13 protein-coding genes and 1 pseudogene are annotated in these 14,219 nt (G+C 70.2%); 9 read left to right on the top strand and 5 right to left on the bottom strand.

Features of this window, described 5'->3' with window-relative positions:
• Positions 1-349: 349 nt before the first annotated feature.
• Both ACIA8N_RS16305 and ACIA8N_RS16300 read right to left on the bottom strand, forming a co-directional pair.
• Positions 350-1,543 (bottom strand): cytochrome P450, encoded by a 1,194-nt coding sequence (locus tag ACIA8N_RS16305; RefSeq protein WP_399416592.1) that lies wholly within the window; start codon positions 1,541-1,543, stop codon positions 350-352.
• A 1,000-nt stretch (positions 1,544-2,543) separates the two neighbouring features.
• Positions 2,544-2,948, bottom strand: coding sequence for a type II toxin-antitoxin system PemK/MazF family toxin (locus tag ACIA8N_RS16300; protein WP_365779610.1), 405 nt, complete (start codon positions 2,946-2,948; stop codon positions 2,544-2,546).
• Between the two features lie 125 nt (positions 2,949-3,073).
• On the opposite strand from ACIA8N_RS16300, the pseudogene ACIA8N_RS16295 reads away from it, so the two are divergent.
• A pseudogene (locus ACIA8N_RS16295) lies at positions 3,074-3,271 on the top strand (transposase); the annotation flags it as partial.
• 146 nt (positions 3,272-3,417) lie between these two features.
• The gene (locus ACIA8N_RS16290; RefSeq protein WP_365779612.1) at positions 3,418-3,996 is read left to right on the top strand and encodes a WHG domain-containing protein; all 579 of its coding nucleotides are present in this window, start codon (positions 3,418-3,420) and stop codon (positions 3,994-3,996) included.
• A 110-nt stretch (positions 3,997-4,106) separates the two neighbouring features.
• Here ACIA8N_RS16290 and ACIA8N_RS16285 read toward each other — a convergent pair whose 3' ends face one another.
• A complete protein-coding gene (locus tag ACIA8N_RS16285; RefSeq protein WP_365779614.1) occupies positions 4,107-4,742 on the bottom strand; it encodes a ScbR family autoregulator-binding transcription factor in 636 nt (211 codons plus the stop codon).
• Between the two features lie 143 nt (positions 4,743-4,885).
• Here ACIA8N_RS16285 and ACIA8N_RS16280 point away from each other — a divergent pair, with 143 nt between their 5' ends.
• The 3 genes from ACIA8N_RS16280 to ACIA8N_RS16270 all read left to right on the top strand — a co-directional run bounded on the left by ACIA8N_RS16280 (position 4,886) and on the right by ACIA8N_RS16270 (position 7,147).
• On the top strand, positions 4,886-5,884 hold the full coding sequence (locus tag ACIA8N_RS16280) for a ScbA/BarX family gamma-butyrolactone biosynthesis protein (protein WP_365779616.1): 999 nt from the start codon (positions 4,886-4,888) through the stop codon (positions 5,882-5,884).
• A gap of 33 nt (positions 5,885-5,917) precedes the next feature.
• Positions 5,918-6,235, top strand: a complete 318-nt coding sequence (locus tag ACIA8N_RS16275) for a LysR family transcriptional regulator (RefSeq protein WP_365779618.1) — start codon at positions 5,918-5,920, stop codon at positions 6,233-6,235.
• 156 nt (positions 6,236-6,391) lie between these two features.
• Positions 6,392-7,147, top strand: a complete 756-nt coding sequence (locus tag ACIA8N_RS16270; RefSeq protein ID WP_365779621.1) for an HAD family hydrolase — start codon at positions 6,392-6,394, stop codon at positions 7,145-7,147.
• Here the strand turns inward: ACIA8N_RS16270 and ACIA8N_RS16265 are convergent.
• Complete coding sequence (locus ACIA8N_RS16265; RefSeq protein WP_365779623.1) at positions 7,041-7,646, bottom strand: TetR/AcrR family transcriptional regulator; 606 nt, start codon at positions 7,644-7,646, stop codon at positions 7,041-7,043. The genes ACIA8N_RS16270 and ACIA8N_RS16265 overlap by 107 nt on opposite strands.
• A 148-nt stretch (positions 7,647-7,794) precedes the next feature.
• Here ACIA8N_RS16265 and ACIA8N_RS16260 point away from each other — a divergent pair, with 148 nt between their 5' ends.
• The gene (locus ACIA8N_RS16260) at positions 7,795-9,060 is read left to right on the top strand and encodes an acyl-CoA dehydrogenase family protein (RefSeq protein WP_365779625.1); all 1,266 of its coding nucleotides are present in this window, start codon (positions 7,795-7,797) and stop codon (positions 9,058-9,060) included.
• 283 nt (positions 9,061-9,343) lie between these two features.
• Positions 9,344-9,850, top strand: coding sequence for a MarR family transcriptional regulator (locus ACIA8N_RS16255; protein WP_365779627.1), 507 nt, complete (start codon positions 9,344-9,346; stop codon positions 9,848-9,850).
• Positions 9,851-9,900: 50 nt separating this feature from the next.
• Here the strand turns inward: ACIA8N_RS16255 and ACIA8N_RS16250 are convergent, their stop codons facing one another.
• A complete protein-coding gene (locus ACIA8N_RS16250; RefSeq protein ID WP_365779629.1) occupies positions 9,901-10,392 on the bottom strand; it encodes an FBP domain-containing protein in 492 nt (163 codons plus the stop codon).
• A gap of 114 nt (positions 10,393-10,506) precedes the next feature.
• On the opposite strand from ACIA8N_RS16250, the gene ACIA8N_RS16245 reads away from it, so the two are divergent.
• Entirely contained in the window at positions 10,507-11,943 is a 1,437-nt protein-coding gene (locus ACIA8N_RS16245) for a DHA2 family efflux MFS transporter permease subunit (RefSeq protein ID WP_365779631.1), read from the top strand.
• Positions 11,944-12,058: 115 nt separating this feature from the next.
• Positions 12,059-14,179, top strand: coding sequence for an elongation factor G (gene fusA, locus ACIA8N_RS16240; RefSeq protein ID WP_365779633.1), 2,121 nt, complete (start codon positions 12,059-12,061; stop codon positions 14,177-14,179).
• Positions 14,180-14,219 lie beyond the last annotated feature (40 nt).

Here is a 14,219-nt window from a genome sequence, read left to right as displayed (position 1 = left end):
CGACGTGCCGAGACCGCGACCGACGCCAGGACCAGTGACGCTCGTTTGACGCACGGACCCTCACGAGGGGCTGTGAATGGCGATCCATGTGGCCTTTGACCTGCTGCTTTGCTGGACGACCCCGATTCGTACGTGCTCTCGATGACGCATCATGTGGAGTGTGTCGCGATCCTGGAGCCGGTGAAGTAACGGCTCTGACCTGGGGGAGGAATAGCCCCTTCCTGGTGCTCGCCAGCGGCGGGGTCCGCGGTCAGCACCGCGGACCCCGCCGCTGGCAGTCTCGGCTGACCGGCGCGCACGGCGTGCCGTGGTCGCTTGTCCGGCCGTCAGCCCGCCCGCGGCGGGCGTGTCACCACCGCACCGGCAGGCTCCGCCTTCCCCGGATCAGCATCCCCGGGAGCCATTCCCCGGGCTCCCCGTCCGCCGTCAGGTCCGGGCAGCGTTCCATCAGCGTGCGCAGCGCCACCTCGCCCTCGAGGCGGGCGAGGGGGGCGCCCAGGCAGAAGTGGATCCCGTGGCCGAAGGAGAGATGGCTCCGGGCCTCCTCGCGCCGTACGTCGAAGCGTTCCGGATCAGGGAAGCGCGCCGGGTCGTGGTCCGCGCCCGCCATGGTGATCAGCACGATGGCACCGCGCGGCACCCGTACGCCGCCGATCTCGGTCTCCTCCAGGGCGATGCGCGGCGTGGTGGTCTCCACCGGCCCGTCGTAGCGCAGCGTCTCCTCCACCAGCCCCGCCGCCAGCCCCGCCGGATCGGCCCGTACGGCCGCCAGCTGATCGGGGTGCGCGAGGAGCGCGCGCACCGCGTTGCCGATCGTGTTGACCGTCGTCTCGTGCCCGGCGACGAGCATCAGGAAGGCCAACGAGACCAGCTCGTCCTCGGTGAGCTGGTCGCCGCCCTCGTCGACCGTGTGGACGAGGGCGCTGAGCAGGTCCTCCCCGGGGTTCTCGCGCTTGGCGGCGATGAGCCCCGCGAGATACGGCATGACCTGCTCGTACGCCTCCTTCTCCGCCTCGGGGCTGGTGGGCGCGAGGGTCTCGTTGGACCAGGCGTGGAAGGCGGCGCGGTCCAGGCCGGGGACGCCGAGCAGTTCGGAGATGACGATCATGGGGAGCGGGGAGGCGAACGCCTCGATGAGGTCGGCGCGGCGCGCTCCGTCCGCCGTCATGCGGTCCAGCAGCTCGTCGGTGATCTCCTGGACGCGCCCCCGCATCCGCTCGACCCGCCGGGCCGTGAACTCCTGCGACACCAGCTTCCGCAGCCGGGTGTGGTGGGGCGGGTCGCTCATCAGCATGTTGGCGTTGCCGAGCATGTTCAGGGCGTACGGCGGGCTCCAGCCGGGCTGTCGGTACTCGCGCTGCCAGTCCCGGCTGAGTTGCGGGGAGCCGAAGGCCTCGCGCGCGGCCTCGTACCCGACCACGAGCCACACCAGCCCTCTGTCGGGCGTCATTACCTGGTGCACCGGACCGCGCTCGCGCAGCCGACGGTAGGCGACGTACGGGTCGGCGGTGAAGTCGGGGCTGAGCGAGGCGAGCACCTCGATCCCGCCGGGGCTGTCGGGGCGGTCGTTTCTGTCGGTTATCGCGGGATCGGCGGCGGCTTTCTCGGTCTCGGTCAAGACGGAATTCCTTTCCCTCAGACCCGGGTCAACCGGCCCCCGCCGACCACTCCGAGCACAGACGGCCGCTCACTCTAATCACGCATGCCCACCCGCACAACTGCCCGTTCCCCTTGCTGCTGACCTTCAACGCTTACCAGAGCCACATACGCGAGTGCGCCGGCAACGTGCTGTGTGGACAAGCCGACTCCGCCTCTGTGCTTCGACCTGGCGTTTCACCGCATCGTCTGCGCTGTGCACAGGGGGACAGGGCAACCGATTTGCTCCTGGCCGGATTCAAGTGCCGATTACTTCCTTATGCGCCATATATTGCAGGCGTCGCCTCGGCTGCGCCGCTGTCAAGGGCGCCCATGGGGCTGAACTCCGCCTGTTTTCAGGCCAAGTGCGCCCCGGTCACACCCTCCGCTCTGAGCGAACAGCTTCTCAACTCCTCCATGGATAGGGGCGCAGTGCGTGTAGCTTCGTTAAGCGCGAGGGGGCGAGTGGAGTGCATGGATGCGGTTTACAACCCTCTTCTCGAGGGCCGCATCATTTTCCTCGGCAAGGAATTTGACGATGGCATCGCCAGCCGCGTTATCGCGTAGATGTTGATGGTCGTCACGCATCCGACCCGTGACATTTACTTGGAATCCACTCACCGGGCGGCTCGGTTACCGATGGCACGGCGGCTGCGACATCATGCAATACATCAAGAATGACGTCGTGACCATTGCGATGGGGTTCGGCTCGACACGGGACGGTTCCACGGTCCGTCTGCCGGGAACCTCGACCCCCGTACGACGCTCATGCCGCATGCAGGGTCCGCCTGGTACTCCAGGGGTAGTTCGTGATCTCGATTGTGAGGGGCGCCGAGGAGCCGGCTGGCAGCGTCGATCATCTGGACGAGACCGACCACGCTATCGCGGGCCTTCGTTTCCTTCTCCGCCTACCCGAGTCCACCGAGACGGAGGGCGTTCCTCATCTCGCTGAGCTTCGCGGTCGTCGCCGGGGTCCACTCCTCCGCCTGCTCACCGAGGCGGAGGGCGTTCTCGATCTCGCTGAGTTTCGCGGAGGACAGGGCGCCCGCCCGCTCGATCAGGTCGTCCCGGGAGACGGTGGTCAGCCACGTGCAAGGGGTAAAGCCCGGACGCGGCAACGCGAACCGCAGCACGCCTTCGAAGGGCAGTCCCTCCGCGGCGCCTACCGCCACTTCGACGCCCAGGCCGGTGATGTCGACACCCGCCCGAGCGACGACCTGCATCACCCGGATCCCGGACGCGTCGTCTCCCGACAGCAGCACGACCGGCCGCCGCTCGTCGAACTCCACCCACCAGACTTCGCCACGTTGCACATGTCCTCCTGACACGGGACGGCGGGCGGACGCTGCGCGACCCCGACGCGCTGTGGAGACAGGCCACAGCGTAGACCCTGCCCGCCGGCAGGAGGCGTTCGAGGGCCTGATGAGCCGGATGGCGGGACGGACAGCATCTGTTGGGGCGGGCCAAGTGGTACGCCGACCGGTCCGCGACGATGTGTGTGGCTGCGTGGTGGACCATCTGTACGACGACCAGGCGGTACTGGTGGTCGACGGCACCTGGGACGTGAAGAAGGGCACCGGGCACGGTCGGCGTCCAGCGCCAGTACACCGGCACCGCGGGCAGGGTCGAAAACGCCCCGGAGCGTGCCTCCGCTTGCCCTCCGGGCGCGGCACGGTCTGCTTCGCCTCCTGGGCCGTTGTCGTGTACCCGGATTGGCGGCTCGGCGTGCCAGGTCGTAGGTTAGAGCCTTACGGTAGAAGGCTTGGAGCATTAGGGAAGCGTGTGAGAAAACGAGCGGGCCTGACCGCTGAGAAGATCACGCAGGCCGCTGCCGCCCTGGCCGACGAGGTCGGTATCCAGGCCGTCACCCTCTCGGCGCTGGCCCGCGACTTCGGAGTCAAGGACGCCAGCCTGTACGCGCACGTCAAGAATCTCCAGGACGTGCGGACCCGGGTGGCGCTGCTCGCGGCCGAGGAGATGGGCGACGAACTCGCCGCCGCCATCGCCGGCCGGTCCGCGAAGGGTGCGCTCATGGCTTTCGCCGACGCGTATCGCGCGTACGCCCTGCGCTGTCCCGGACGGTACGCGGCGACTCAGATGGGGCTGGACCTCGACCAGATCTCCGACGCCAAGGGGTTCGTCCGCAACATCGAGTTGACGTACGCGGTGCTGCGGGCCTACGAACTCGAAGAGCCGGACCTGACCGACGCGGTCCGGTTCATGCGCAGCACGTTCCACGGCTTCATCACGATCGAGGCGACCGGCGGGTTCGGGCACCCCCGAGACCTCGACGGATCCTGGCGCAGGGTGGTCGAGTCGGTGCACACCGCGCTTCGGCAATGGCCGCAGGGTGCGCCCTGACGCCTGACGCCTGACGCCTGACGCCTGACGCCTGACGCCTGACGCCTGACGCCTGACGGCGCCGGCGCACGCAACGGCTTGCGCCGGCTCCGGTGAACTCCGGTCCCACGTCAGTCGACGATGAAGCCCTTGAACACGGCGTCACGCATCTCCAGGTACCGCTCCATCATGTCGGCGCGCTCCGTCAGCACGTCCGAGATGTGCTGCACGCCGAAGAACGCGGACACCACGACCCGGGCGAGGGCCTTGGGGTCGGTGTCGGCGCGGAGCTGCCCCGCGTCCCTGGCGTCCGCGATCAGGGCGGCGAGCATCTCCCGCCACCACTCGTACGGCTTGGGCAGGTCCGCCCCGATCAGGGAGCGCTCGATCTGCAGCCGGGCGCCGGCCTGGACCACGCTGTCGCCTCGGAACGCCTCCGCCGTGCCGTCCAGCACGGCGAGCAGCGTGTCGAGCGGAGTGCCCTTCGAGGCGCGCACGCGCTCCACGAGTTCGGGCCAGCGCCTGTAGTGCTCCTCGACGACGGCGATCGCGAGTACGTGCTTGTTGGCGTAGTGGAAGTACACCGCGCCCTTGGTCATCCCGACCCGGTCCGCGACGTCCTGCAGGGTGACGGTCGGGTAGCCCTGCTCCGCGAACACCTCGGCCGCGGCGGTCAGGATCTGGGCCTTGGTGCGTCGTGAACGTTCCTGTTTGGGCTGGCTGGTGGCCGGTTGGGTCGTGCCCGGGCTGCTGTTCGTAGCGCGCACCGAAGCCGCCTCCTTCGTCGTGTGAGCCCCTCAGGAGCGCCCCTGTGGGCCAGTGGGCTCTGTCCTTGAAATATCCCTTCGGGAATGTATATTTTCCCGAAGTCGATCATAGTCCCACTCGCTGGGACTGCTTGGGGGAGTTCATGTCGATCGGTATCTCGGAGAACGTCCAGGTCATGGACGCGTTGGAGCAGTCACTTACCTACGACCAGACGGTGTCGCGCACGCTCGTGCACCGTGCCGCCGTGTCCGAGGTGTTCCTGACGGACGCCTGCGGACCGGACGACGCGGGAGGCATCCGTATAGCCGCCCAATGGCCGCGCAGTCACGCGCTGTACGAACCGGACGCGGAGGGATTCAGCGACCCCGTCCTCATCGTCGAGACCGTGCGCCAAGCCGCCGTCTACACGGCCCACCGCTTCCACGACGTGTCGCTGACCCAGCGCTTCATCTTCTGCGACCTGCAGCTTGACATCGATGTCCCGCACTCGTTGCGTGTAGGGGCGACACCGCTGCGCGTGGTGCTCGACGGCCGGTTCGTCCCGAACGGCAACCCGCCGTCGCAGCGCTTCGAGGCACGCTTCACCACGGCCGTCCACGTCGACGGGCAGCGCTGTGGCCGAGCCTCGGTGAGGCTCCTCGCGGTCGGCGACGAGCTCTACACCGCGCTCCGCCACCGCGTGTCCAACCCGGTCGGCGGACCCCGCCCGACACGGCCCGGGACGCTGCTCTCGCCCACCGAGGTGGGGCAGGTGCGCCCGGAGAACGTACTGCTCAGCAGGGAGGGGGCCGGGCGGTACGGCATGCACCTGGCCACCGGGCACCCGGGCTACTTCGAGCACGCGTGCGACCACGTCCCCGGTATGGCCCTCGTCGAGGCGTTCCGCCAGGCGGGCCACCAGACGCTGCGCCAGTCCGGGGAGCTCGGGTCCCACCTGATGACGGGCTGCGAGGTCCGCTTCGACTCGTTCGGCGAACTGGACGCCCCCGTCACGATCCGGGCCGACGAGCACCACGCGTCGTCCGCGGGGCCGGGCGGCCGGTCGGTCCGGCTGACGGCCTTCCAGGGCGAGGTCGTCCTCGCCCGGGCCACCACGACGTACCGCCTGCACAGCACCTGTCAGCCGGCCGTTACCCTCTGACGCCCACCGCCGCACGGCCAGAAGGGGATCGTCGTGGAGATCCATCAGTTGCGTGTCTTCCGCGAAGTGGCGCGGGAATTGAGCTTCACGCGGGCGGCCAGGAACCTGCACTGCGCCCAGTCCACCGTCACCGGTCAGATCAAGAGCCTGGAATCGTCCCTCGGCGTGGTCCTCTTCCTGCGGCGGGGCCGCTGCCCCATCGAGCTGACGCCCGCGGGATCGGTGCTCCAGAGCCGGGTCGACCAGCTCTTGCGCGAGGTCGACACCATGGGTCGCGAGGTCAAGGACGCCGCCAGGCACGGGGAGTTCGGCCACCAGCGCTGTCACCTCAGGAGCGCCCACGCGGTCTGAACCGGCGGTGGACACCTCGTGCCGGGCCGCTCTGCCCGGACGCCGTCCGCCCCTTCCGACGTACCCCACCGGCAGGTCGTCCGGCCGGACCCGCCGCGTCACCATCCGCCTCCCTCTGATCTGCCGCCGCCCGGAGCCGGAGGCGGCAAGGACACCATGAACCACCCTTCACGCGTCGTCGCCTTCTTCGACGTGGACGAGACGCTCATCAATCGCAAGAGCATGGCCAGCTTCCTCGCCTTCTACTGGCAACGGTCCCGCGAGGACCGGAACCGGTACGCCCGGGCGCGCGACGAACACCTCAGGCGACAGGCCGCCGGGGTGTCCCGGACCCAGCTCAACCGGGCCTTCTACCGCAACTTCAGAGGTGCTCACGCCGAAGACCTGCACCGGGCGGGAGGGGAGTGGTTCGCCGCCGAGCAGGCCCGCGGGGACCTCTTCCACCCGCCGGCCGTCGAGGCCCTGCGCGCCCACCGGCTCGCCGGTCACCACATCGCGCTGGTCTCCGGCTCCTTCCTGCCGTGCCTGGCGCCGGTCGCCGACGCCCTGCGGGCCGACACGGTGCTCTGCACCACGCCCGAGGTCCGCGAGGGCGTGCTGACCGGTGAGGTCGGCCCGCCCGTGATCGGGCCGCGCAAGGCCGAACTGGCGCGACGGACGATGGGGGAGCGCGGCGCGGACCCGGCCGGCTGCCATGCGTACGGAGACCACTCCAGCGACGCGGACCTGCTGCGCGCCGTGGGCCGGCCGGTGGTGGTGGGGGCCGACCCCGTGCTCAACGAGCTGGCCCTGCGGGAGGGTTGGGCTACCCTGCCGGGATCCCCTCGGGAGCGGGCCGGCACACCGCAGGCAACAGCGTCCGCCACACCTGTGGGGAGTCGTCGTCCGGTGCCGCCTGGGAGCCCCCGGTGATGTGCCGCAGTCCGAGCAGCACGGCGAGCAGGAGCCGGCTGAGGACTTCGGGCCGGTGGGCCCGGTCGATCGTGCCGCCGTCCTGGGCCACCGCCACCAGTCGCCGCAGCAGCTCCTGCAACTCCTGCACCTGCTTGGCGCTGACGTCCTCGGACCACGCCGCGTCCAGCACCAGGCGCAGGCCGGCGCCGAACAGGGCGTCGTGCCGGACGCGGTGGGAGAGGTCCGTGAGCAATGCGTCGAGCACCTGGACCGGTGCCCCGTCGGAGTCGGCGGCCGCGTCGAGGGCCTCCTGCCAGTGCTGCTCGAACCGCCGGGTCAGCTCGGCGCTCAGGGCGGCCTTGGACGAGAAGTGCCCGTAGAGCGCCCCCTTGGTGAGCCCGGTGCGCCGCGCGATGGTCTCCAGGTTGGCGCCGGCGAACCCCTGGGCGGCGAACTCCTCGGCCGCCGCTTGGAGGACCAGCGCGTACGTACGTCGTGCTCTGTCCTGTTTCACCATCGCGTGACCCCCACCTGAACACCCCCAAAAAGATTCCTTCGTGGAGGAATTTTTTATCATCTCGGAGTGCGATGCAAGGGGCTCCGTCCGGTGAATATAAGTCACTTCGTCAAGTGCGGGTCATGCGCACGCAGAGAAAGAGCAAAAGATGACGCCCTCCGGCCACCTCACCCCGTCGTCCCCCACCCGGGTCCCCGTGCGGGACGCGGCGACCCTCGGCGCGCGCCACGCGACCGAGTCCGAGCGCCTCCGCACCCTCCACCCGGCCGTGGCCGGGGCGCTGACCGGGGCCGGGTTCCCGCGCCACTTCGTCCCCGCGGAGTTCGGCGGCGACGCCGGCACGTTCGCCGAACTCGTCGACTCCGTCGCCCTGCTGGGGGAGGGGTGCACCTCGGCCGCCTGGTGTGCCGCGCTCCAGGCGGCCCACGGCAGGCTCGCCGCGCACCTGCCGCACCGCGGGCAGGCGGAGATCTGGGGCTCCGGCCCGGACGTGCCGATCGCGGCGGCCGTGGTGCCGCCGGCCGGGGAGCTCGCCGAGGCGCCCGGCGGCTACCGGCTGTCCGGCCGGTGGCATCTGGCGAGCGGCGTCGACCACGCCGACTGGCTGCTCGTGGCCACCCCCGAGCCGGGCGACGGCGGCCGGAGCCCCCGCATCCTCGCCCTGCCCCGCGCCGACTTCACGGTCGAGGACACCTGGCGCAACAGTGGGCTGCGCGGAACCGGCAGCAACTCCGTGACGGTGGTCGACGCCTTCGTGCCCCGGCACCGCACCATGTCCCGCGACGGTCTGGCCGCCGGGCGTCCCGAGGAGAGCGCGGCGCGCTGTCATCGCGTCCCGTTCCCCCTGGTGGCCTCCCTCATGTTCGCCGCGCCCGCGCTGGGTGCGGCGCGCGGAGCCCTGCGCGCCTGGACCGATGCGATGGTCGGACGCCCGACGGGCGATGGCGGCGGACGCCTGGACGACGGCGTGGCCCAGCAGGTGCTGGCCCGTTCGTCCGCCGAGATCGACGCCGCGCACCTCCTGCTCAGCGGCGCCGCCGAACGCGCCGACCACGCCCCGCTCGACCGGCTGCCGGTGGCCCGGAACATGCGGGACGCGGCCGTGGCCGTGGAGATGCTGGTCGCCGTGGTGGAGCGGCTGTTCCGCAGTGGCGGGACGCGGGTCCAGTCCGAGGCGGAGCCGTTGCAGCGGTTCTGGCGCGACGTGCACGCGGTGGCCGGTCACGGTGCCCTGCGCCTCGCGCCCGCGGCCGCCGCCTACGCGCGGTCGGTGGTTCTCGACGGGGTCCAGGGGGGCCAGGGGTGCGCCGCCGAGAGCCGCAGGGAAGGGGGGCGGGGGGCTCTCGACGGCGGTCCGGGTCGAGAGCCCCGGGGTGGCGCCGACGGCACTATCGGGATCTCCGATCAAATTTGAAACCTTCGTGAACGAATGATTTCCTCCTCGCAGGGCACCTTGTGGCCTCCGAGGCGCATCGGGGAGGCGGGTGCCCGGCCGAGAGCAGGCTTACCTGCTCGGCATCGACCGAGAATGGATGATTCCCGTGACCATGTATCCCGGACCGTCTGCCGTCCTCGCCGTCAGCCGTCGCCCCCACCCGGTCGACCGTGGTGACGGCCCGTCATGCCAGCCCGCCTCCCGAGAGCCCCACGCGGTCCAGGGTTTCGTCGACCGGCGCGGTGCGGGACTGTCTCCCAGGGTGCCCGTCGAGTCGGCGTCCCGCGAGCCGGCCGGGGCCGACCGCGGCTCCGGCGCGCGTGAGGCGTCCGCGCAGGAACTGGCCTGGTGGCAGCGCACGGAGGAGCTGCGATGTCGCTTCGAGAGGGCGCTGACGCGCGAACTCAGCCGACTGGGGCTGTCCCCCTCGACCTTTCTGGCGCTTGAGCAACTGGCGCTCAGTGATGGTCATCTGCGGATAACCGAGCTCGCCCAGGAGGTCCGGCTCAGCCCTTCCTCCGCGTCCCGCGTCGTGGACCGCCTGGTCCGTGACGACCTCGCGGTCCGCATGCCGAGCCCCGGCGACCGGCGCACGGTGCACGGCCGGATCACCCAGCGGGGCATGGCGCTGTACGAGAGGGCGGTGCCCGCCTACCGCAAGGCCCTCGCCCAGGCGCTCGACAGTGCGCCGCGCCCCCGGGGCGGTAGCGACGACCCGTACGCGACGTCCGGCCGTCAGCCGGGCCCCGCACCCCGGCCCGGTTGCTAGGGCCGTCCGGCCCTGATCCGCCAGGCAGGCCCTGATCCGCCGGACAGGCCCTAGAGGAGCGTGTCGAGGAAGCCGGCGAGCTTGGTCCGCAGGCGCTCGACCTTCTCGTCCACCGTCAGCGACTCCTTCATGCGGCCCCCGGGCTGGGCCCGCTTCTTGCCCCGCACGTAAAGGGAGCAGGCGAGGTCGCCGCAGATGTACTCGCCCACCGTGTCGTCGCCGCTGTCGCTCTGGCGCGCGCGGCGCGCGGTCATCAGCGTCACCCCGCTCGCCGGGTGCGTCGTCAGGCAGATCGAGCACATGGACTGGTGCCGCAGACCGCCCCGCTGGGACGGCAGGCGGAAGGCGAGGCCCACGAGGCGGTCCCCGTGCTCGGCCACGAGGTAGCTGCGCTGCGGTGCGGCCGGGTCACGCCAGCCGAGGAAGTCGAGGTCGGCCCAGGGCAGTTCGGGGAGATCCCGCGGCGTCGTGAGGCGCGAGGTTTCGCCCTTGCTGCAGTTGACGAACGAGGCGCGGATTTCCGGGTCGGTCAGTTCCTTCATGATCCTGACCGTAACAGTGCCTATGTATAGTAGGCAACTACCAAGGGCTCCTAGGTAGGCCTAGGTAGGGTCTCGTGCTCCATCCCATCCATCGCGCAGAGAGAGGCGAAAGCCATGTCCGAGGAGATCAGCACCACGAGCGCCAAGGAGGGGGTGACGGCCGAGCCGGCTGCGCAGTCGGAGCGCTCGCCCGTCGTCGTGGCACTCGTCCTGGCCATGGGCGCGTTCGTCGCCCTCCTTGACACCACGATCGTCGGCGTGGCCATGCACTCGTTCACCGAGTACTTCGGCGTCGGCCTCGCGGACGCCCAGTGGGCGTCCACCGCGTACCTTCTCGCGATGTCGTCGGTGATTCCGGCGACCGGGTGGGCGGCGCAGCGCTTCGGCGCGGCCCACACCTGGATCGCGTCGCTCTCCGTCTTCCTGATCGGTTCGCTGCTGTGCGGCACCGCCTGGTCGATGGGCAGCCTGATCGCGTTCCGGGTCGTGCAGGGCCTGGGGGCCAGCATGCTCTTCCCGCTGATGCGGATCATCGTCGTCCAGGTCGCGGGCCGGGCCCAGATGGGCCGCATGATGACGATGATGGCCGTGCCGCTGCTCGTCGCGCCGGTGCTGGGCCCGGTGCTCGGCGGCACGCTCGTCCAGGAGTTCTCCTGGCGGTGGGCGTTCTTCCTCAACGTGCCGATCATCCTCGCGGTCATCGTGCTGTCCGCGCGCAACCTGCCCAACTCCAAGGGCGAGGCGCCCGAGCGCCTCGACGTGGCCGGACTGCTCACCATGGGCGGCGGCCTCGTCGCCCTCATCCTCGGCTTCAGCAACCTGGCCAAGGGCACCGCGGCGACGGGCCCGGAGGTCTTCCTGCCCGCCGCGATCGGCATGGCCCTGCTGGCCGCACACGGAATCCGGGCCGCCCGCTCCCGCACCCCCGGCGTCGTGGACTTCTCGCTCTTCCGCGACCGGGCGTTCACCGCGTCCACGTCCATCACGCTGCTGAACAACTTCGGCCTCTACGGCGTCGTCGTCCTCGTCCCGCTGTTCTTCCAGCAGGCGGGCGGCAAGGGGCCGATGGGCGCGGGGACCATCATGGTGGCGCAGGGCGTCGGCACGGCGGTCGCCGTACTGCTCGTGGGCCGTGTCATCGACACCAAGAGCAACCCGCGCGCGCTCGTGCTCTTCGGACTCCTGCTGGTCGCCGCGGGCCTCACCACCTTCGCCGCGGCCGACACGAGCGAGGTGACCGTCCTGCTGCTCGTCGCCCTGTTCGCGCAGGGCGTCGGCCTCGCCCTGGTGTCGTCGCCCATCATGGTCACGCTCTACCACTCGCTGCCGGCCGCCGGCGTGCCCGCGGCGACGACCGCGAACGCCGTGTCCCAACAGCTCGGCGGCGCCGTCGGCACCGCCACCATCGCGCTGCTCGTGCAGCACTACGTCCACGCGGCCGGTGGCGCCGCGGCGGACTTCAGCGCCGTCTTCTGGTGGGCCCTGTTCTTCGTGGGCCTCACCGCCGTCCCCGCGCTGTTCCTCCCCCCGGGCACGTCGAAGCAGGCGTGAACCGGCCGTGAGCGCCCCCGGGCGGGCGACCCGCCCCCGCGCCCCACACCCGCGCCGGGGTCCACACCCGCCCCCGGCTCTCCGAGCTCCCCCCGTCGTCCAGGAAAGAACTCTCATGGCTGTCACCACACTTGACCTGGCCAAGGTGCGCAACATCGGCATCATGGCCCACATCGACGCGGGCAAGACGACCACCACCGAGCGGATCCTGTTCTACACCGGTGTCTCGTACAAGATCGGTGAGGTCCACGACGGCGCCGCCACGATGGACTGGATGGAGCAGGAGCAGGAGCGCGGCATCACGATCACGTCGGCCGCGACGACCTGCCACTGGCCGCTCGAGGACGTCGACCACACGATCAACATCATCGACACCCCGGGGCACGTCGACTTCACCGTCGAGGTGGAGCGCAACCTCCGGGTGCTCGACGGTGCCGTGACCGTGTTCGACGGCGTGGCCGGTGTCGAACCGCAGTCCGAGACGGTGTGGCGTCAGGCGGACCGTTACGGCGTTCCGCGTATCTGCTTCGTCAACAAGCTAGACCGTACGGGTGCCGAGTTCCTCCGCTGCGTCGACATGATCGTGGAGCGCCTCGGCGCCGTCCCGATCGTCATGCAGCTCCCGATCGGCGCCGAGGCCGACTTCCAGGGCGTCGTCGACCTCGTGAGGATGAAGGCACTCGTCTGGACCGCCGAGGCGGCCAAGGGCGAGGCGTACGACGTCGTCGACATCCCGGCGACGCACACCGACGCTGCCGAGGAGTACCGGGGCAGGCTCGTCGAGACGGTCGCCGAGAACGACGAAGAGATCATGGAGCTGTTCCTGGAGGGCCGGGAGCCCACCGAGGAACAGCTGTACGCCGCGATCCGTCGGATCACCATCGTGTCCGGCAAGCCCGACACGGCCACGGTCACGCCGGTGTTCTGCGGCACCGCGTTCAAGAACAAGGGCGTCCAGCCCCTGCTCGACGCCGTCGTCCGCTACCTCCCCTCCCCCCTGGACGTCGAGGCCATCGAGGGCCACGGCGTCAAGGACGCGGAGGAGACCGTGCGGCGCAAGCCGTCCGACGACGAGCCGCTGTCGGCCCTCGCGTTCAAGATCGCGAGCGACCCGCACCTCGGCAAGCTCACCTTCGTCCGGATCTACTCCGGTCGCCTGGAGGCCGGCACCGCGGTGCTGAACTCCGTCAAGGGCAAGAAGGAGCGCATCGGCAAGATCTACCGCATGCACGCCAACAAGCGCACCGAGATCGACTCGGTGGGCGCCGGCGACATCGTCGCCGTCATGGGCCTCAAGCAGACCACCACCGGTGAGACGCTGTGCGACGAGAAGAACCCGGTCATCCTGGAGTCCATGGACTTCCCGGCGCCGGTCATCCAGGTCGCCATCGAGCCCAGGTCCAAGGGTGACCAGGAGAAGCTGGGTGTCGCCATCCAGCGTCTCGCGGAGGAGGACCCCTCCTTCCGGGTCCACACCGACGAAGAGACCGGCCAGACCATCATCGCCGGCATGGGCGAGCTCCACCTCGACATCCTCGTCGACCGCATGCGTCGCGAGTTCAAGGTCGAGGCGAACGTCGGCAAGCCGCAGGTCGCGTACCGCGAGACGATCCGCGGGACGGTGGACCGGCTCGACTTCACGCACAAGAAGCAGACGGGCGGCACCGGCCAGTTCGCCAAGGTGCAGATCGCGATCGAGCCGATCGACGGCGACGACTACGTGTTCGTCAACAAGGTCACCGGCGGCCGCGTCCCGCGCGAGTACATCCCCTCCGTGGACGCGGGCTGCCAGGAGGCCATGAGCCTCGGTGTGCTCGCCGGATACCCCCTGACCGGCATCAAGGTCACCCTGCTCGACGGCGCCTTCCACGAGGTCGACTCCTCCGAACTGGCCTTCAGGATCGCCGGTTCGATGGCCTTCAAGGAAGCCGCGAGGAAGGCGTCCCCGGCGCTGCTCGAACCGATGATGTCCGTCGAGGTCACCACGCCCGAGGACTACATGGGCGAGGTCATCGGCGACATCAACTCCCGGCGCGGTCAGATCCGGTCCATGGAGGACCGGCACGGCGCCCGCCTGGTGACCGGACTCGTGCCGCTGTCGGAGATGTTCGGCTACGTCGGAGACCTCCGCAGCAGGACCTCGGGCCGCGCCACCTACTCGATGCAGTTCCACTCCTACGCCGAGGTCCCGCGCACCGTGGCCGAGGACATAGTCGCGAAGGCCAACGCCGTATAGGCCGTGTGCCCGACCCCGGTGCCGAACGACGCCGTGGCGG

The sequence above is a fragment of the Streptomyces sp. NPDC051822 genome (genome assembly GCF_044452745.1).
Classification (GTDB): domain Bacteria; phylum Actinomycetota; class Actinomycetes; order Streptomycetales; family Streptomycetaceae; genus Streptomyces.
This window is presented reverse-complemented; position numbering and strand designations above follow the sequence as displayed.